General features: G+C 71.9%; 17 protein-coding genes and 1 pseudogene. 9 read left to right on the top strand and 9 right to left on the bottom strand.

Going from position 1 to position 17,047, the window contains the following annotated elements:
• Window positions 1–9: 9 nt before the first annotated feature.
• Entirely contained in the window at window positions 10–1,266 is a 1,257-nt protein-coding gene (locus ACH34Q_RS02085) for an acyl-CoA thioesterase/BAAT N-terminal domain-containing protein (protein WP_395980948.1), read from the top strand.
• 141 nt (window positions 1,267–1,407) lie between these two features.
• On the opposite strand, the gene ACH34Q_RS02080 is transcribed toward ACH34Q_RS02085, so the two are convergent.
• The 6 genes from ACH34Q_RS02080 to ACH34Q_RS02055 all read right to left on the bottom strand — a co-directional run bounded on the left by ACH34Q_RS02080 (window position 1,408) and on the right by ACH34Q_RS02055 (window position 9,126).
• Window positions 1,408–3,798 carry a family 20 glycosylhydrolase gene (locus ACH34Q_RS02080; RefSeq protein ID WP_395980947.1) on the bottom strand — a complete coding sequence of 797 codons (2,391 nt, stop codon included), beginning with the start codon at window positions 3,796–3,798 and terminating at the stop codon, window positions 1,408–1,410.
• Between the two features lie 62 nt (window positions 3,799–3,860).
• Window positions 3,861–4,844: an aliphatic sulfonate ABC transporter substrate-binding protein gene (locus ACH34Q_RS02075; protein WP_395980946.1), complete on the bottom strand. Its 984-nt coding sequence runs from the start codon at window positions 4,842–4,844 to the stop codon at window positions 3,861–3,863.
• Window positions 4,844–5,617, bottom strand: coding sequence for an ABC transporter ATP-binding protein (locus ACH34Q_RS02070; protein ID WP_395980945.1), 774 nt, complete (start codon window positions 5,615–5,617; stop codon window positions 4,844–4,846). Before ACH34Q_RS02070 ends, ACH34Q_RS02075 begins: the two co-directional genes overlap by 1 nt.
• Entirely contained in the window at window positions 5,614–6,426 is an 813-nt protein-coding gene (locus tag ACH34Q_RS02065; protein ID WP_395980944.1) for an ABC transporter permease, read from the bottom strand. Before ACH34Q_RS02065 ends, ACH34Q_RS02070 begins: the two co-directional genes overlap by 4 nt.
• Window positions 6,426–7,895 (bottom strand): sulfatase-like hydrolase/transferase, encoded by a 1,470-nt coding sequence (locus ACH34Q_RS02060; RefSeq protein WP_395980943.1) that lies wholly within the window; start codon window positions 7,893–7,895, stop codon window positions 6,426–6,428. The genes ACH34Q_RS02065 and ACH34Q_RS02060 overlap by 1 nt, the downstream gene beginning before the upstream one ends.
• A gap of 73 nt (window positions 7,896–7,968) precedes the next feature.
• The gene (locus ACH34Q_RS02055) at window positions 7,969–9,126 is read right to left on the bottom strand and encodes an ROK family transcriptional regulator (protein ID WP_395980942.1); all 1,158 of its coding nucleotides are present in this window, start codon (window positions 9,124–9,126) and stop codon (window positions 7,969–7,971) included.
• 273 nt (window positions 9,127–9,399) lie between these two features.
• Here ACH34Q_RS02055 and ACH34Q_RS02050 point away from each other — a divergent pair, with 273 nt between their 5' ends.
• The 3 genes from ACH34Q_RS02050 to ACH34Q_RS02040 all read left to right on the top strand — a co-directional run bounded on the left by ACH34Q_RS02050 (window position 9,400) and on the right by ACH34Q_RS02040 (window position 11,385).
• Entirely contained in the window at window positions 9,400–10,296 is an 897-nt protein-coding gene (locus tag ACH34Q_RS02050) for an MOSC domain-containing protein (RefSeq protein WP_395980941.1), read from the top strand.
• Window positions 10,297–10,362: 66 nt separating this feature from the next.
• Window positions 10,363–10,704, top strand: coding sequence for a DUF6191 domain-containing protein (locus ACH34Q_RS02045; protein ID WP_395980940.1), 342 nt, complete (start codon window positions 10,363–10,365; stop codon window positions 10,702–10,704).
• Between the two features lie 48 nt (window positions 10,705–10,752).
• Window positions 10,753–11,385: a LysE family translocator gene (locus tag ACH34Q_RS02040; protein ID WP_395980939.1), complete on the top strand. Its 633-nt coding sequence runs from the start codon at window positions 10,753–10,755 to the stop codon at window positions 11,383–11,385.
• Between the two features lie 42 nt (window positions 11,386–11,427).
• On the opposite strand, the gene ACH34Q_RS02035 is transcribed toward ACH34Q_RS02040, so the two are convergent.
• A complete protein-coding gene (locus ACH34Q_RS02035; protein WP_395980938.1) occupies window positions 11,428–12,147 on the bottom strand; it encodes a TetR/AcrR family transcriptional regulator in 720 nt (239 codons plus the stop codon).
• A gap of 107 nt (window positions 12,148–12,254) precedes the next feature.
• Here ACH34Q_RS02035 and ACH34Q_RS02030 point away from each other — a divergent pair, with 107 nt between their 5' ends.
• Both ACH34Q_RS02030 and ACH34Q_RS02025 read left to right on the top strand, forming a co-directional pair.
• Window positions 12,255–13,292 (top strand): ABC transporter ATP-binding protein, encoded by a 1,038-nt coding sequence (locus ACH34Q_RS02030; RefSeq protein ID WP_395980937.1) that lies wholly within the window; start codon window positions 12,255–12,257, stop codon window positions 13,290–13,292.
• Window positions 13,285–14,082 carry an ABC transporter permease gene (locus ACH34Q_RS02025; RefSeq protein WP_395980936.1) on the top strand — a complete coding sequence of 266 codons (798 nt, stop codon included), beginning with the start codon at window positions 13,285–13,287 and terminating at the stop codon, window positions 14,080–14,082. The genes ACH34Q_RS02030 and ACH34Q_RS02025 overlap by 8 nt, the downstream gene beginning before the upstream one ends.
• A gap of 48 nt (window positions 14,083–14,130) precedes the next feature.
• Here ACH34Q_RS02025 and ACH34Q_RS02020 read toward each other — a convergent pair whose 3' ends face one another.
• Window positions 14,131–14,385 carry a hypothetical protein gene (locus ACH34Q_RS02020; RefSeq protein ID WP_395980935.1) on the bottom strand — a complete coding sequence of 85 codons (255 nt, stop codon included), beginning with the start codon at window positions 14,383–14,385 and terminating at the stop codon, window positions 14,131–14,133.
• A 47-nt stretch (window positions 14,386–14,432) separates the two neighbouring features.
• Here ACH34Q_RS02020 and ACH34Q_RS02015 point away from each other — a divergent pair.
• Together ACH34Q_RS02015 and ACH34Q_RS02010 are read left to right on the top strand one after the other, a co-directional pair.
• Window positions 14,433–14,764, top strand: a pseudogene (locus ACH34Q_RS02015) (zinc-binding dehydrogenase); the annotation flags it as partial.
• A 204-nt stretch (window positions 14,765–14,968) separates the two neighbouring features.
• Window positions 14,969–15,463, top strand: a complete 495-nt coding sequence (locus tag ACH34Q_RS02010) for a hypothetical protein (RefSeq protein ID WP_395980934.1) — start codon at window positions 14,969–14,971, stop codon at window positions 15,461–15,463.
• A 30-nt stretch (window positions 15,464–15,493) separates the two neighbouring features.
• On the opposite strand, the gene ACH34Q_RS02005 is transcribed toward ACH34Q_RS02010, so the two are convergent.
• Window positions 15,494–16,480 carry a GlxA family transcriptional regulator gene (locus tag ACH34Q_RS02005; RefSeq protein ID WP_395980933.1) on the bottom strand — a complete coding sequence of 329 codons (987 nt, stop codon included), beginning with the start codon at window positions 16,478–16,480 and terminating at the stop codon, window positions 15,494–15,496.
• A gap of 111 nt (window positions 16,481–16,591) precedes the next feature.
• Between ACH34Q_RS02005 and ACH34Q_RS02000 the strand changes: the two genes are divergently transcribed.
• The gene (locus ACH34Q_RS02000; RefSeq protein WP_395980932.1) at window positions 16,592–17,044 is read left to right on the top strand and encodes a hypothetical protein; all 453 of its coding nucleotides are present in this window, start codon (window positions 16,592–16,594) and stop codon (window positions 17,042–17,044) included.
• Window positions 17,045–17,047: the final 3 nt, after the last annotated feature.

Raw genomic sequence — 17,047 nt, 5'->3', positions numbered from 1 at the left:
GGAGGCGGGATGCGCGGATCGGCCGGGATCGTCGCGGCTCTCCTGATCGGCGTCTCGGGCCTGACCTCGGCTTGCGGCCAGGAGAAGAGCACGCGCGCCGTGATCGAGGTGGACGCGCCGGCCGCACTCGCGGACCGGCCCGTTCACCTGACGGTCTCCGGCCTGGCGGCCGGGGACGAGATCACCGTGGCCGCCACCGCGGCGGACCACCGGCGGTCGCGGTGGCGTGGCCAGGCGACGTTTCGGGCCGATGACCGTGGCCGGGTGGATCTGAACCGGGCCCGGCCGGCCTCGGGTACCTACTCCGCGATCGACGGCATGGGGCTGTTCTGGTCGATGAGGCCGCCTGCCGGGGATCCCGAGGAGGTCGCGTTCGAGCCCCCGTTCCCCAGCAAGCGGCCGTCCTACTCCGTGCAGATCACCGTCACCGCGCACGGGCGCGAGCTGGCCCAGCGGACGCTGACCCGCCAATGGCTGTCGCCCGGCGTCACGCGGCGGGTCCTCAGCATGAGCGAGGACGAGGTCTCCGGCGAGCTGTTCCTGCCGCCTCCGGGAACGCGCCGCCGTCCCGCGGTGCTCCTCATCGGCGGCTCCGAAGGCGGCAATCTCGGCCAGTACGACGCAGCGCTGCTGGCCTCACACGGCTACCCGGCACTCGCCCTGGCCTACTTCGGGGCGCCGGGGCTGCCGGCCGCCCTGCGGGACATCCCACTGGAGTACTTCGAGCGTGCGCTACGCCTCCTGGCCGACCAACCCGGCGCCGACCCCGAACGCATGGTGGTGAGAGGCTACTCACGGGGGAGTGAAGCCGCCCTGCTGCTGGGCCAGCACTACCCGCGCCTCGTCAAAGGCGTCATCGTGTACGCGCCCTCCTCCGACGTCTTCCCGGGTTTTCCCGATCGCGGAAACGCCTGGACCCACAAGACGCGGCCCGTCCCCCAGAGGAGCATCCCTCTCGACCGTGTCGACGGACCGGTCCTGGCGATCGCCGGTACCGACGACCGGCTCTGGGACTCGGAGTTCTCCGCCCGGCAGATCATGATCGCGCTCGATCAGAGCCGCGACCGGTTCCCGCACCAGGCTCTGGTCTACCCGGGCGCAGGCCACGGCGTCGGCACCATCCCGTACCTCGCCCAAGGCACCCGGCTCCGCAATCCGGCCACCGGCGCCGTCCTGGCCCTTGGGGGCACCCGGCCCGCGGACGCCGCGGCCCGAGCGCAAGGCTGGCCCAAGACGCTGGCCTTCCTGACCGGCCTCCAGCGTTGACCGGAGCCATCACGGAGGTGAACGGGCCGGCGCTCGGCCGCCACGTGAGGCCGCGCAGCAGACCGGGGCGTGGTCACGGGTCGGTTCCAGATGGTCGGTCGGTGCGTGCGGGGCGGCCCGGCGACCGCCCCGCACGCGGGTTCAGGAGACGGTGACGGTCAGGGTCGCCTCGACGGGCTCCCCGCCTGCCGGGCGGACGGTGAGGGTCGCCGTGCGCGTCCCGGCCGCGCCGAATGCCCGCTTCGAGACGGCGGTGAACGTGCCGTTCGCCCGCATGTCGGGAATGCTGGCGCGCCGGGCGGTGGTGAGCGTGACGTCCTCCCGCACGCCGTCATCCCAGGTGATCGTACCGGTGAGGGTCTCGGCGGCAGGGGCCGTGACCGTCCACGTCGCGTCCGAGGGCGAACCCGCCGGGACGGTCCTGTCGGTGCCGGTGGCGGCGGTCCGCCAGGGCACGTCGGCGGCGGGGAAGAAATTGACGCCCTGGACCGTCAGCCGCCCGCCCGCCTCGGCGAGGCGGCGCGTGAAGCCGGGGTAGTCGCGCCGGGACTGCGGCGTCCAGCCGACCTCGGCCGTGGCGATGAGCCGGGGATAGCTGTAGTACTGCGCCTGGGGGAGCCGCCGGATGAACTCGCCCCACAGCGCCGACTCCACTCCGAGGACGCTCTCCTCGGAGACGCCGGGGATGAAGGTCCCCGGGTCCCAGCCGTAGTGCCTGCCGAGGTCGCACGGCCCGCCGCAGGCCCAGGTGCCTCCCTGGGGCTGGCGGGCGTCCTGCTTCTGCGGGACGTAGGTGTGCGCGGCGGGGGAGAGGAGCACCTTGGCGCCCTTTGACCTGACCGCGTCGGCGACGGCGGCCTTGCCGCCGTTCCAGTACTGGACGACGGAGTTGTTCGGGGGCAGTGCGGTCCCGGCGAGCTCGTTCCAGCCGATGACCGTCTTGCCGAGCGCGTTCACCTGGCCGGAGAAGGCGTTGACCATCGTGGTGTAGTCGGCGGCGCTGGTGTTGTGCGACTCGTCGGCGCCGATGTGCAGGTACGGGCCGGGCGTCATGGCCGCGATCTGGGTGAGGACCTGCCTGGTGAACTCGTACGTCACCGGATTGGCGGCGTCGAGGGAGGAGTACCCGACGTCGGGGGTGCCGTTGGCGGGGACCGTCGGCTGTCCCGGTTCCGGACGGGGCTTGGAACCCGCGCTGTTGAGCTGCGGGATCGCGTGCAGTGCGGCGTTGGTGTGGCCCGGCACGTCGATCTCGGGGATCACCGTCATGCCGGCGGCCCCGGCGTACCGGACGATCTCGGTGTAGTCGGCCTTGGTGTAGTGGCCGGGGATCCCCAGTTCGGTGCCCATCAGCTTCCCGGCGGAGTTGTAGGTCATCGCGGTGGCGCCGGACACCGAGGTCAGCCGGGGGTAGTCGATGCCCGAGGTGTTGCTCGGCGGGGCGCCGACGGCGATCCGCCAGCCCTGGTCGTCGCTCAGGTGCAGGTGCAGCCGGTTGATCTTGAACTGGGCGGCGGTGTCGATGTACTCCTTGACCTCGCCGACGGGGTAGAAGCTGCGGGCGACGTCCAGCATCATGCCGCGGTGCGCGAACCGGGGGTGGTCCACGATCCGGACGGCCGGGGCCGTCCAGTCGGCGGTCGCCCTCGCCGCCGACTCCACCCACTGCGGGAAGAGCTGGCGCAGCGTCTGCACGCCGTTGAGCGCGCCGTTGGGGGTCGCGGCCTTGATCGTGGTCTGCGTGGGCGTGGTGGTCAGGTCGTACCCCTCCGGCCGCCCGGGCGGCCCGAGCCCGTTCCCGACCTGGACGACGACCGGCTGCGGCCCGGTCCTCGCCGACACGACGGGAAGCCGGTAGCCGGTGGACGGGCGCAGCACTTTAGCCAGGTAGGCGGCGGGGGCCTGGGCCCCCGGTCCGAGCGCGGCGATGGAGGTCGCCGAGGAGAGCCGGTAGGCGGGCCCGCCGGTCTCGGTGACGGAGACCGGCTCGGGCACGACGCCGAGCGAGCGGGCGGGTCCGTCCCAGACCTGGAACTCCGAGATCGAGTATCCGTAGCCGGCCCAGCGCTGGTGGCCCTGCATCCGTACGTACCGGGCGGTGGCGTTGACCGCGATCTCGTCGGTACGCGGGCAGGTGGACCGCTGCAGCCGCGTCACGGTCGTCCAGGTGACGCCGTCCGGGGACGTCTGGACGGCGAAGTCACGGGCGCAGGCGTTCGGCCAGACGAGGGTGACGTGGTCGACCCTCGTGCTCGCGGCGAGCTCGATCTGTACCCAGTTGTCGTCGGCGTACTTCGACGACCAGCGGGTCGCGGTAGAGCCGTCCTTGACCTGCGCGGCCGCGAATGAGTCGCGGTCCAGCTCGACACTCGACGCCGAAGCGGTGCCGGCCAGGGCGAGGTTGACGGGTGCGGTGTCGGCGGGTCCGGCGTCGGAGTGGGCCGGCGCCGTGCCGGCAGGGGACAGGAGGGCGGCGGTCAGGGCGATGGCGGTGAGCGCGGCCGGCACGGCCGTGGTGGGGCGACGGGGCATGGGGGGTTCCCTTCGCGGGCTGTCCACGGTCCGGCCGGCCGGGGGCCGGCCGGACCCCGAGGTCACTTGGCGGCGGACTGGAAGAGGTCGGAGGTGTAGTAGCCGGCCGGGTCGGGGGACGAGGGCAGCTTGCCCATGCCGACGAAGATGTCCGACAGGCCCTTGAACCAGCCGTTCACGGTGCCGTCGGCGCTGAGCTTGGTCAGTTCCGCGGTGCTGAAGGTCTTGGTGACGGCGGCGGCGCCCTCGAGCTGGGCGGGCGGCACCTTCAGGAACCCGGCGGTCGTGGCCTCGGCCTCGGCGGTGTGCCCGTTCACCCAGTCGCCGGCCTGCTGCAGGACCTTGATGACCTTGGTGGTGGTCGCGGCGTCGTCCTTGACGGCCTCGTTGCGGGCGACGAACGAGCTCGGGAACGACATCGCCGGGTAGAAGTCGGCGTTCTTGGACAGCTCGACGAGATCGGGGGTGCGCTTCCTGATGGTGTCGATCAGCGGGTACCAGATCGCGGCGGCATCGACCTTGCCCGAGGAGAAGGCCGTGACGACGGTGCTCGGGTCCATCGGGACCTTCGTCACGTCCTCGGCGGTCATCCCCGCCTTCTGCAGCGCGAGCTGGAGCAGCATGTCGCCGGAGGTGCCCTCGGGCACGGCGATCTTCTTGCCCCGGAGGCCGGGAACGTCCTTGATCCCCGACTTCGGGGAGGCGATGATCCGGTCCGCCTGGCCGAGCATGTTGACCGCGATGATCTTGGCCTTGCCGGATGCCGGGAGCCAGGTCGCGCCCGGGCCGATGTAGCCGAAGTCGAGGTCGCCCGCGCCGAGCGCCTGGATCTGCAGGGGGCCGTTGGTGAAGACCTTCAGCTCGGGCTCCAGACCCGCCTTCTTCCACAGGCCGAGCTTGTCGGCGGCGGCGAGGGCGGCGGCGCCGGCGAAGTCGGCCGTGTAGCCGAACTTCACCTTCGCGGCCCCGCCCTCGTCCTCGCCACCGCAGCCGGCGGCGAGTGGGACCAGCAGCAGTGCCGCGGCCAGCATGCGCAGAGATCTCATCAGGTGGTTCCTTCCGGGGTCGAGGCGGGGGGCTGGTGGTAGACGGCCATCCAGGCCTCGCGGCGGAGCTCGTCGAACTCCGGCGACAGGCGGATCTCCTCGGTGCGGGGGTACGGCAGATCGACGTCGATGACCTTGTGGATGCGGCCGGGGCGGGCGGCCATCACGACCACGCGGCCGGCCAGGTACACGGCCTCGTCCACGTCGTGCGTGATGAACATGATCGTCCGGCGTTCCCTGCTCCAGGTGTCGAGGAGCCCGTCCTGGAGCTGGACGCGGGTCAGCGCGTCCAGTGCCCCGAACGGCTCGTCCATGAGCAGGACCGAGGGGTTCACCGCGTAGGCGCGGGCGATCGCGCACCGCTGCTTCATCCCGCCGGACAGGGTCTTGGGGAGCGCGTCGGCGAAGTCGGCCAGGCCGACGAGGCCGAGGTAGTGCTCGGCGGTCGCGCGGCGCTCCTTCCGCCCCACCCCGGCGATCTTCAGCCCGAACTCGACGTTCTCGCGGGTGCTCATCCAGGGGAACAGCGCGTACTGCTGGAAGATGACGCCGCGTTCGGGCCCGGGGCCTCTGACCTTCTCGCCGTCCACCTCGATGGTGCCGCCGCCGGGTTCGAGCAGCCCGGCCGCGAGGTTGAGCAGGGTGCTCTTGCCGCAGCCGGACGGCCCGATCAGCGTGACGAACTCGCCGTCGGCGATGTCGAGCGAGACATGGTCGAGCGCGGTGAACGCGTCGAACCGCTGCGTCACGTCCCGGAAGGAGATCTTGGTCATCGGCGCTCCTGCCATCCGGTCAGCCGCCGCTCGGCGAGCAGCAGCAGGCGGTCCATCGCGAGCCCGACGAGCCCGATCACGATCAGCTGCACGAAGATGGTCGGCAGCTCGTAGTAGAGCTGGGCCTGCTGCATGCGGTAGCCGAGCCCGCCCTGCGCGGCGATCAGCTCGGCCGCCACGACCGTGGCCCAGGACGCGCCGAGCCCGATCCGCATGCCGACCAGAATGAACGGGGTCGAGGCCGGCACCACCACGTCGGTGAACAGGGTCCGGTCGCGGGCGCCCAGCACCCGCGCGGCGTTGATCAGGGTCCCGTCGACCGAGATCACGCCCTGGTAGGTGGAGACCACCGAGGACAGGAACGCGGCCAGGAAGATCACGAAGACCTTCGGGGTCTCGTCGATGCCCATCAGCACGACGGCCAGCGGGATGATCGCCAGTGGCGGGATCATCCGGAAGAACTGGAGCCACGGCTCGAACAGGCCGCGCAGCAGCGGGTACCAGCCCATCGCGAACCCGACCGGGACCGCGAGCGCGACGCCCAGCACGAACCCGAGCAGGACCCGGCGCAGGCTGGCGACGAGGTCGCTGAACAGCGTGCCGTCCGCGATCAGCTCCCGGGCGCGGCCGGCCACCGGCAGCGGGCCGGGGAACCCCTCGATCCCGCTCTTGGAGAGCCCGACCCAGATCGCCATGCCGAGGACGGCCGAGGCGGCCGACAGCGAGGCGGTACGCGTCCTGGACGATTTCCTCGCGGTCTTCCCCGCGGTCTTCCCTGCGGGTGGTCGCGCGGGCTTCCCGGCGGTCATCAGCCGACCTCGTCCGCGACGCCGTCGACGTCGGCGGCGCGGTCGGAGCCGATATCGGACATGTAGCTCATCCAGGTATAGGCAGGGTCGCCCCTGCGGACCAGTTCCCGGTACAGGCGGACGGTCATGTCCCGCCGGACGGACGCGTAGGCCGGGACGGCGTAGACGTTCCGGAGCTCGTGCGGGTCGGTCTCCAGGTCGTACAGCTCGTGGACGCTCTCGGGGTTGAACACGAGCTTGTGGCGGCGGTCGCGGATCATCCGCTGCGAGTACGGGAAGTGGTGGCCGTGGAACTCGGCCACCACCTCCGGCCGGGGATCGTCCGCGCCGTTGATGAGCGGCAGCAGGCTCCGGCCGTCGCACGGGTCGCCGACCGGGAGCCCGGCGATGTCCAGGATCGTCGCGTGCAGATCGATCAGCGTCGCGAACTCGTCGACCACCCGGACCGGAGTGTCGGGCACGCGGATGATGCCGGGGATCCGGTAGATGTCCTCGTACATCGCCGGGCCCTTGTCGTTGAGCCGGTGGGCGCCGGTGAACTCGCCGTGGTCGGCGGTGAACACGACCGCGGTGTCGTCCCAGAGGCCGTGCTCGCGCAGCCGGTCCAGGATCCGCCCGGCCTGCTCGTCGATCATCGTGACGTAGCCCCAGTAGACCGCGATCAGCTTGCGCCAGGCGTCGGCGTCGAAGTGGTCGGCCGACCAGTACTCGGCATAGCGGCGCTGCACGTCGGGCTTGCCGTCGAAGGTCTCGGCCATCGAGGCCGGCAGCGGCACGTCGGCCGGGTCGTACATGTCGTAGTAGGCGTCCGGCAGCAGGTAGGGCAGGTGCGGCCCGTACCAGCTGCACGTCAGCGCGAACGGCCCGCCGTCGGCGGCGTAGCGGTCGATCAGCTCGATCGTCCGGTCGGCCAGGAACACCTCGATGGTCGCCTCGGCGGGCTGCTCCAGCCGCCCGGCGATCAGGTGGCCGCGCCCGGAGTCGTTGGGGGCCTTGCCGAAGACCGCGTCCCTGACCTTGAACGGCGGGTGCCCGTTCTCCTTGAGCCAGGCCTGGTACGACGGGTGGTGGAACGGGTTGAGGGCACCGGCCAGGTGCTCGCCGTCCATGCCGTAGTACTCGGGCCCCCGCTCGCGCCCGATGTGCCACTTGCCGACGTGGCCAACGTTGTAGCCCGCGCCGAGCAGCGGCTCGACGAAGTTGGGGAAGCCGTCGTCCACCTCGTCCTTGCCGCCCCCGTTGCGCTCCGGGTTGACGAGCAGGCCGTGCCGGAACGGATGCGTACCGGTGAACAGTGACGCGCGGGCCGGCGTACAGATCGCGGTCGGCGTGTAGAAGCGGTCGAACCTGGTGCCTTCCGCCGCGAGCCCGTCCAGCGCCGGTGTGCGGGCCACCGGATTGCCGTAGCAGCCCAGCGTGTCGACCCGATGCTGGTCGGTCATGAGGATCAGGACGTTGGGAGGGGACACGACGCTCCGTTCATTAATTCCCAAGGGTTTACAGAAATTCGTATGTTTCTGTCGGAGCCCTACCGGCGTCCGGCTAGGAACCGGCGGTCCGCGGCGGGAGGGGATCGTGCTCCTTGAGGACCAGGGCGATCGCGCCCATCGCCGACGCGGCCGGCCCCAGGTCGGCCGGGACGACATCGAGGGTGCGCCGCGTGCCGGGCAGCGCCAGCCCGCCGATCGCCGACCGGATCGGATCGAGGACCAGGCCGCCGAGAGTGGCCAGGTCACCGCCCACGACGACACGTTCGGGATCGAGTTGGGCGACCGTGCCGGCCAGGACGTGCCCCAGCGTGCGGGCCGCCTCGACGACCACCTTGGTCACCGCGGGCGTACGGGCCTGCGCGGCCTCCAGCAGGTCGTCGGTCCCGGTCAGCCGGACGCCCCTCGCCGCGATCGCCTCCAGGAGGGCCGGGATGCCGATCCGCTCCTCAAGGCAGCCGCGTCCGCCGCAGTGGCAGCGGGGGCCCGCCGGATCGACCGACACATGGCCGAGTTCGCCGGACGCGCCGTGCGCTCCGCGCAGCAGGCGCCCGCCGGAGATGAAACCGCCCCCGACGCCGACCGACCACCGCACGTACACGACGTCCTCCGTCGTGTGCGCCGCGCCCCACGTCTGCTCGCCCAGCGCGGCGAGCCGGGCGTTGTTGTCGGCCTCGACCCGGACGTCGAACGCGGCCGCCAGCCGTTCGACGGCCCGCCACCGCCGGTCGGGGGCGTCCATGACGCCCACCAGCCCGACACCGATCGCCTCCAGCGCGCGCAGCCCGATGCCCTCGTCCTGGCACATCTTGTGGATGAGCCCGATGGCGAGCTCGGCCTGCTCCCGCTCGTCGACGTCGGCCGCCGAGTCGTCCACCGCGGTGGCGACGATCTGCCGCGCCACGTTGGCGATCGCCACCCGGATCCGCCGGCGGCCCAGATCGATCCCGATCAGCAGCCCGGCGTCCGGATTGAGCGAGACGCGGGTCGCCGGCCTCCCGCGCTGCCGCGGCCGGCCGTCCTCGGCCCCGGTCTCGATGACGACCCCGCGCTCCATCAGCTCGGCGATGATCGCGAACAGCGTGGTCCGGGACAGCCCGGTGTCCTCGGTCAGCCGCGCCCGGCTCATCGGCCCGTCCGCCCGCAGCGCGGCGAGCACGACCTCCTCATGCGTCCGCCGCAGCCGCTGCAGGGCGTCCGACCGTTTCTCCATGGCGGAAGCATGAACGACGCCCAAATTAATGTCAATGCTTCGGAAGAATTCACCGCAGAAGCACCGGGCGTACCCGTCGGCCCGGACACCGCCGTGACGGAGGTGTAACAAGCAAGCGCTTGTGTAACAATCGTGGGATCTCGGTCGACGATGGGAGGGTGGATGCCGGAGCGTACGAGCGGAGGCGTTCCCGACCCTGCCCGAGGAACCGCGCATCGGCCCGTTCAAGCACATCATGGCGCTCAGTGGGCGCCTGACCCCCGGGAGACGACGATGACCACGACGACGGCGACCGCGATGGTGATCGCGGGCCTGTGGCGCTACCCCGTCAAGAGCATGGCCGCCGAACCCCTCACCACGGCCCATCTGGACGACGGCGGCATCCGCGGCGACCGCGGCTGGGCCCTGCGTGACCAGTCCCGGGACGTCATCGCCGAAGCCCGCAAGCTCCCCGGAATGCTGCAGATGACCGCCCGTTACCTGGCCCCGCCCGCACCGGACGAGCCGAGCCCGCCGGTCCAGATCACCGCGCCCGGCACGGAACCGATCACCTCCACCGATCCGGACGTCCACCACGCCCTGTCCGAACTGGTCGGCCGCCCCGTGACGCTGTGGCCACGGCTGCCCGCCGACACCCCCGAGCAGGCCGCGCACTACCGGCGCCGCCCGCCGCCCGACGGCGACTGGGACCGCTACCTGCGCGAGTTCTTCGACGTCGAGACGGCGGCCGACATCCCCGACCTGTCCGCGCTGCCGCCCGAGCTCGTCGAATACACCACGATGCCCGGCACCTACTACGACGCCTTCCCCCTCCACCTCATTACCGACCGCACCCTGCGCACCCTGGGAGAACTCGCCGGGACCGGCGAGCCGGCCGACGCCCGCCGCTTCCGCCCCAACCTGCTCGTCACCGTCCCCGGCACGGATCCCGCGCCGTTCCCCGAACACGACTGGATCGGACGGCGCGTCCAGGCCGGTACCGCGCTGCTGGAGATCACCGTGCCCACACCCCGCTGCGTCATGATCAGCCACCCCGTCGCCGATCAGCCCCGCGACCGGCACCTGCTGCGTACCGTCCACACCCAGGCCGCCCACAACGCCGGCGTCTACGCTCGTATCGTCCGGCCCGGCATCCTCCGGCCAGGAGACACCGTCACACTCGCCCCCTGACCACACCGGATGAGATGATCCGCCGGATCCGGCCAGTCCCGCCGACACTCTCGAGGAGCCCTGACCATGGCCGCCTACGCAGCAGTCATTCCGGTGCTGGCCTTCCTGCTTCTCCTCCTGGCCGTGCTCGAACGCACCTGGGTCCGGATCACCGGCCGCGGCGTCCTGCCCTGGCTGCGCCAGCGATCAGGTACGCCCGTGTCCGCGACCGGGTTCGATGAGTTCACCGCGATCTTCCAGGGCAGCAAGCGCGGCGAGCTGGACCACCGCCAGGAGCGGCTGATGCTCGCCGAGGACGGCGGCGACGGCGCCCCGCCCAACCGGGTCGACCTCGACCAGGGCATCGCGTTCATCACCAAACCGGGCCGGGCCGGCCGTTCCGGCGACGTCGGTGGCACGCGCGGGTGACGGCGGCCGGCGGCGGTCCCGCGCGAACCGCCGCTCTAGCATGGGGGGATGCTGGAGAGCCTGATCGCCTTCATCGGGGCCGCGATGCTGATCGCGATGGTGCCGGGGCCGAGCACGGTGGTCATCATGCGGTCCTCGGTACGGTCGGGGCGCCGGGCCGGGCTGGCGGCGGTGCTGGGCAACGAGACCGGCGTGCTGCTGTGGGGAGTGGCGGCGGCGCTCGGGCTGGCGGCTCTGCTGGCGGCGTCACGGCTGGCCTATGACGTGTTGCGGATCGCCGGTGCGGTGGTGCTGGTGTATTTGGGAGCCAGGGCGCTGTGGCAGGCGCGCCGGGGCGCGCCTGCGGCGAGTGACGGCGAGAGCGCCGGTGCGGAGGCCTCGGGGTCGTGGCGGTGTTACCGGCTGGGGCTGGTGACCAATGCCGCCAATCCGAAGGCCGGAGTGTTCGCGGTGTCGTTCCTGCCGCAGTTCGTGCCGGAGGGATGGCCGGTCACGGCGGTGCTGCTGGGGTTCGCGGCGTTGTGGGCCCTGATCGACCTGATCTGGTACTCGGTCATCGTGTGGGCGGTGCACGCCGCGCGCCGGGTGTTCGACCGCCCGGAAGTCCGGCGCCGCCTGGAACAGGTGTCGGGCGGGGTGCTGGTGGCCCTCGGGGTGCGCCTGGCCGCCGAGTCCCGCTGAAGCGCCCGGCGAGCACGAGCACGAGGACGAGCCGCCGCGGACTCAGGAGTCGATCGTGTCGCGGATCAGCCGCCGCACCCGTTCGACGTCCGGCAGCGGCGAGGCGTGGGCGTCCCGTACCGGTGACGGTTCGTTCGCGGCGGCCGCCGGGGTCACGAGCCGGCGCAGGCCGGTGCGCAGCAGGGCGCTGTCGATGCTCGCGGCGCCACTGAGCGCGAGCATCGTCGCCCCCTGTTCGAGCGCGGCCATCAACTGCGCGACCTCATCGACCGGCAGTTCCTCGTCGTCCGGCCGGCCCGCCGCGGCGACACGCCCGTAGGCGTCGATCAGCACCTGGACCCGTGCGCGAAGCGAGTGGATGAGCGTGTCATCGCGGGCCGCGGTCGCGATGAACTCCAGCATCGCGAGCCCGAATCCGCGCACCATCCGCGCCGGGTCCTCGTCGTGGCCGGCGCTCGGCTCCGGCGCGCCGGAGCCACTCGCCTCCGGCATCGCGAGCGGGTCCCAGTCCGCGCCGCGCAGCGCGCCCAGGTTGTAGTCCATCACCGCCAGGAACAGCTCCGCCTTGCCACCGAAGTTGGAGTAGACGGCCCCCTTGGAGAACCCGGCCTCGTTGGCGATCCCCTCCAGGCTCGCTCCGTGGTAGCCGTCGCGGGTGAACGCCACCAGCGCCGCCACGGTGAGCGCGTCCCGGGTCTCCCGCTTCTGCTCGGCACGGCTGCGCCGCACCCGGGGCGCGGAGGTCGAGTGGGGACGGTCCATGCCCACACCCTAGTTGACGTACCACCGGCATCGCGATACCAACGGTATATTGATACCGTTGGTATTTTAATACGGTCGGTATCTCAACCGGACAGGAAAGGACCACCATGAGTGGTGCGGTGCTGGAGATCGAAGGCCTCACGAGACGGTTCGGTTCCGTCCACGCGAACGAGCGGGTCAGCCTGCGGGTCAGGGCGGGGGAGGTCGTCGGGCTGCTGGGACACAACGGCGCCGGCAAGACCACGCTGGTCTCGCAGGTCGTGGGGCTGCTCCGTCCCGACGGCGGATCGATCCGGGTGGCCGGTGTGGACGCGGTCGCGGACCCGGCGACGGCGCGCCGCTGCGTCGCGCTGCAGGCCCAGACCCAGGCGCCGATGGACGGGCTGACGCCCAGAGCCGCCATCGAGATCGCCGGCCGGCTGCGCGGCATGTCCCGAGCGGACGCGAGGGCCGCCGCGCAGGCCATGGCCGCCGCGCTGGACATCGGCGAATGGTTCGACCGGCGGGCCACACCGGACGGCGGCGGACTGTCCGGCGGCGTGCGCCGCCTGACCGCGTTCGCCATGGCCGCGGTCGCGCCGGTGCCGCTGGTCATCCTGGACGAACCGACCAACGATGTCGACGCGGCCCGGCGGCGGCGCCTGTGGGAGGCCGTCCGCAGGCTCGGCGACGACGGCGCGGGCGTCCTGCTCGTCACCCACAACGTCGTGGAGGCCGAACGCGTGGTGGACGAGCTCGTGGTGCTCGACCGCGGCAAGGTCGTCGCCGCCGGGTCGCCGAGCCGGCTGCGCGGGACCGGCGACCACGACCTGAGACTCGAACTCTCGCTGCATCCGGACGGCGACGACCCGTCCGAGGCCCCCGCCGATGCGCCGATCCCGATCCCGATCGCCCGCCGCGTCCGCGCCGGCCGGCGGGTGCTGCTGACCCTCGGCGCGGCCGACGCCGAGGCCGCCGTCGCCTGGGCCACGGCGCTTCGCTCGGACGAGCGCATCGAGGGCTACTCGCTCGCCCCCACCACCCTCGAGGACGTCTACCTCGCCGCCACCGCCACCGCCACCGCCACCGCCGCCACCGCCACCGCCACCGCCGACGCCGCCGTCGCAGGCGCGGCCACCACCACGAAGCAGGTCACCGATGTCTGAGTCGACCATCTCCGCACCGCCGGTGCGAGTGCCCGCCGGCGTTCCGCCGCGTCCCGGCCTCTGGACGACCTACGCGACCCTGCTGCGCTGGACGACGGCCCAGACCGGCGCGATGCTGCCGCTGGTCATCATCGTCCAGGCACTGCTCGCCGCCGGCATCATCGTCGGATTCGGGTTCCTCATCCCCGATATCGACACCTCCGCAGCCCAGTTCCTGTCCACGGGCGCACCCACCGTGCTGCTGATGGTCGTCGGCCTGGTCATGGTCCCCCAGGGGGTGGCGCAGGCACGTGCCAGCGGTACGTTCACCTATCTGCGCGCGCTGCCGGTGCCGCGCCCGCTGCTGCTGCTGGCCGACCTGACGGTGTGGCTGGCCGTCGCCCTGCCGGCCATCCCCGTCGCGGTGGTCGTGGCACAGCTGCGGTACGGCTTCGGCTACACCTTCGACTGGCCTTTGCTGGTGGCCGCGTCCGTCCTGACCGCGGTCATGGCCGCCTCGGTCGGCTATGCGATCGCCGTGCTCCTGCCGCCGCTGCTGGCCCAGCTCACCACCCAGGTCCTGGTGTTCTTCGTGATGCTGTTCTCGCCGATCACGTTCCCGGCGAGCCAGCTTCCCGAGTGGTTCCGGGCGGTCCACGACGTACTCCCGTTCCGGCCCGCCGCCGACCTGCTCCGCGCGGGGCTGCTGTCGGACGGCTACGGCGCGAGCTGGCGGGATTTCGCCGTGCTGCTGGCCTGGTGCGCGCTCGGCCTCGCGATCAGCGTCCGCGCCCTGGTCCGCCGCGCCTGAGCATCCCGGATCCCCGGCCGGCCCTGTCCTGACCGGAGGAACGGTTCGTCACGCACGTCCAGAAGGGCAGGCGACCTCCCAGGCCGCCTCGATCATCCGGAAGATCTCGTCCACCGCGGCCTCCGGATCGGCAGCCTCGCGGGCCAGCGAGAAGGCGTCGATCGCGAACCTCGCGATCGTCCGGCTCGCCGTCGCGGTCGGTGCCAGTGCGGGATCGGCGGCGATGGCCGCTGCCAGCGTCTCCGCGTGGCGCAGCCTCATCGACTCCTCGTACCTCCGCAGGGCGGGTGTTTCGTCGATCATGCGCCAGAACGGGGCGGCGCCGTCCGCCGTGCAATGTCGCACCAGCGCTGCTGGTCAGTGGTGCGTCCGGGGGAGTCGGATCGGCGGTGCTGCAGATCGCCCGCGACCGCGGCATCACGGTGATCGGCACCGCCGGGGCGGCGAACCTGGACTATCTGCGGAGCCTGGGCGCCCACGCCACGACGCGCCGAAGCTCGGTGTCCGGTTCTCCGGCGTGGCCGGGAGCGTGCCGGATGCGCTCGCCGAGGCCACCGGCCTCATCTCGCGAGGGAGACTCCACATCCCGGTCGAGAAGTCTTACACGCTCGCCGAGGCCGCGGCGGCGCACATCGACAGCCAGGCCGGTCACACGAGCGGGCGCCGGGTCATGATCCTCTGAGCCGTTTCCCGTGCTGTCGCACGGCGCCTTCGGCGTCGCCAGGGCGATGGCCTGCGGTCACCCTCGGCAGTCCGCAACGTCTACGGGCTCGGCCGGTTTTCGGCCGGCCTCGGCTCAACCTGGGCCTTGGTCCGGGCGAGAGTTTCATCGGGAGATGGTCGGGCACGGTCATGACCTCCGGTACCCCCGACCGAAGGTCCGGCCATGGGAATCCTGGCTACCGCGTCCACGACGGGCCGGCGGCGGCAGCGGCTTCGAGTGCTGTCCGCCGTGGCTCTGATCGCCTCCGGCGTGCTCCTGCTGTCCACCTTGCTGCCATGGCTGCGGCTCACCTTCATCGTGTCGCTGTCGGTGCGCGGCCTGGACACCACCGAGGGCACGGTCTGCTTCGCCGCGGCCGTCATCGGCGCGGCGCTCGCCGTCCTCGCGATGGTCCAAGGGCGGCCCGCCGTGCTGATCGGCGCCGCGATCGCGGGCGTGGTGGCGCTCATCGCCCAGGTCGTGCTGGCGTTCCGCCTTGACGAGGCCTTCCACGACAACCTTGCCGGGCAGTCGGGCGATGAGGTCCGTGATCTGGTGGGGCAGGTCGTCAGCCTCGATGTCGGCTGGGTGCTCGCGCTGATCGCCGCCCTGGTGATGGTCCTCGCCGGGATCTATGAGCCTTCCGCCGCCGGCGTCCGCGACCGTCTGCGCCGCTGACGCTGCCGCGCGCCGGCGGCCTGCGCCGGATCAGCGTGCGAGCGGTTCCGCGGCCGGGGGCGTCCGGACCTGTGTCTGCCGGAACAGCCGCGGGCTGACGCCGAACTTGGCGACGAACGCCTGCCGCAGGCTCTCCGCCGAACCGAAGCCGCAACTGCGGGCGATGTGCGACAGCGGCAGGCACGTCGTCGCGATCATGCGGGCGGCGATCTCGATCCGTACCCGCCGTACGGCGGCGCCCGGCGATTCGCCCAGGTGCTCGCGGAACAGCCGGGTCAGCTGGCGTGCGCTGACGCCGGCATGGGACGCCAGGGCGGCGACGCTGAGGTCGGCATGCGGCTGCGCGGCCACGTGCTCCAGCGCCTCGCGTACGGTGGCGTGGTCGGGCCGGGGAGAGGTGGTGAAGACGCTCATCTGGGCCTGGTTCCCCGGCCGCTGCATGTAGGTGACCATGCCCATGGCGACCCATTGCGCCAGCTCGGGACCGTGGTCCTCCTCGATGAGGGCCAGCGTCAGGTCCAGCGAGGCGGTCACGCCGCCGGAGGTCGCCACGCGGCCGTCGCGGATGAAGATCGGTGACGCGTCCACCGCGACCGCCGGGTACCGCTGGGCCAGCTCCTTCGCGAACAGCCAGTGGGTCGTCACGCGCCGCCCGTCCAGCAGCCCCGCCTCGGCCAGGATCGTGGCGCCGGTGCAGAGGGAGGCGACGCGGCGCGACCGCGCGGCCAGCCGCCGGATCTGCCGGACGAGTTCGGTGTCGGCCGCGGCGGCGGTGTGCCCCCAGCCGCCGGAGACGATCAGCGTGTCGACGGTCTGGACGGCCTCGAGCTCTCCCTGGGCGCGCAACGTCAGCCCGCTCTCGCAGCGGATCTCGGTGCCTTCGGCGGAGGCGAGGAAGACCTGGTAGGCCGGGCCGGCACCGAGCCGGTTCGCGAGCCCGAGCGCGGTGGTCACGCAGGCGATGTCGACCAGTTCTGCACCGTCGTACCCGACGAGCACGACATGGTGGGACGTCACGAACCCAGAATAGGAGCACCCCGCCCACGCGGGCGGGACAGGTTTCCCAGAATTCGCGCCAAGCCGCGATCAGGGCTGGTGACGGCGGCGGGCGGCTGTGATTCTTCCAGCATGAATCCGGAGCAGACGACATCGGCGCGAGACGTCCCGCACGGCGATTCCCGCAGCGGCCGCGCCTTCGCCCGGCATTTCCTCGAGATGGTCCTCGTGATGCTCGTGGGAATGGGCGTGTTCAGCGGCCTGACGATGCTCGCGTTCGGGGCGGCGGGCAGCAGCCTCGCCGACCATCCCGGCGCGTTCCGCGTGACGCTGATGGGCGTCAACATGACGGTCCCGATGGTCCTCTGGATGAGCCTTCGCGGCCATTCCGCGATGCGCTCCCTGGAGATGGCCGCGTCCATGCTCGTGCCGACCTTCATGGCCGCCGCCCTGGTCTGGGCCGGCGCCTTCGAGGTGATGGCGGGAATGACCGTCCAGCACGCGGTGATGGTTCCGGCGATGCTCGGCGTCATGCTCTGGCGGTACGACGAGTACGCGCGCCCGCATCGACGGCATCACGGCTGACAC

Source organism: Actinomadura sp. 9N407 (assembly GCF_044326315.1).
Classification (GTDB): domain Bacteria; phylum Actinomycetota; class Actinomycetes; order Streptosporangiales; family Streptosporangiaceae; genus Spirillospora.
This window is presented reverse-complemented; position numbering and strand designations above follow the sequence as displayed.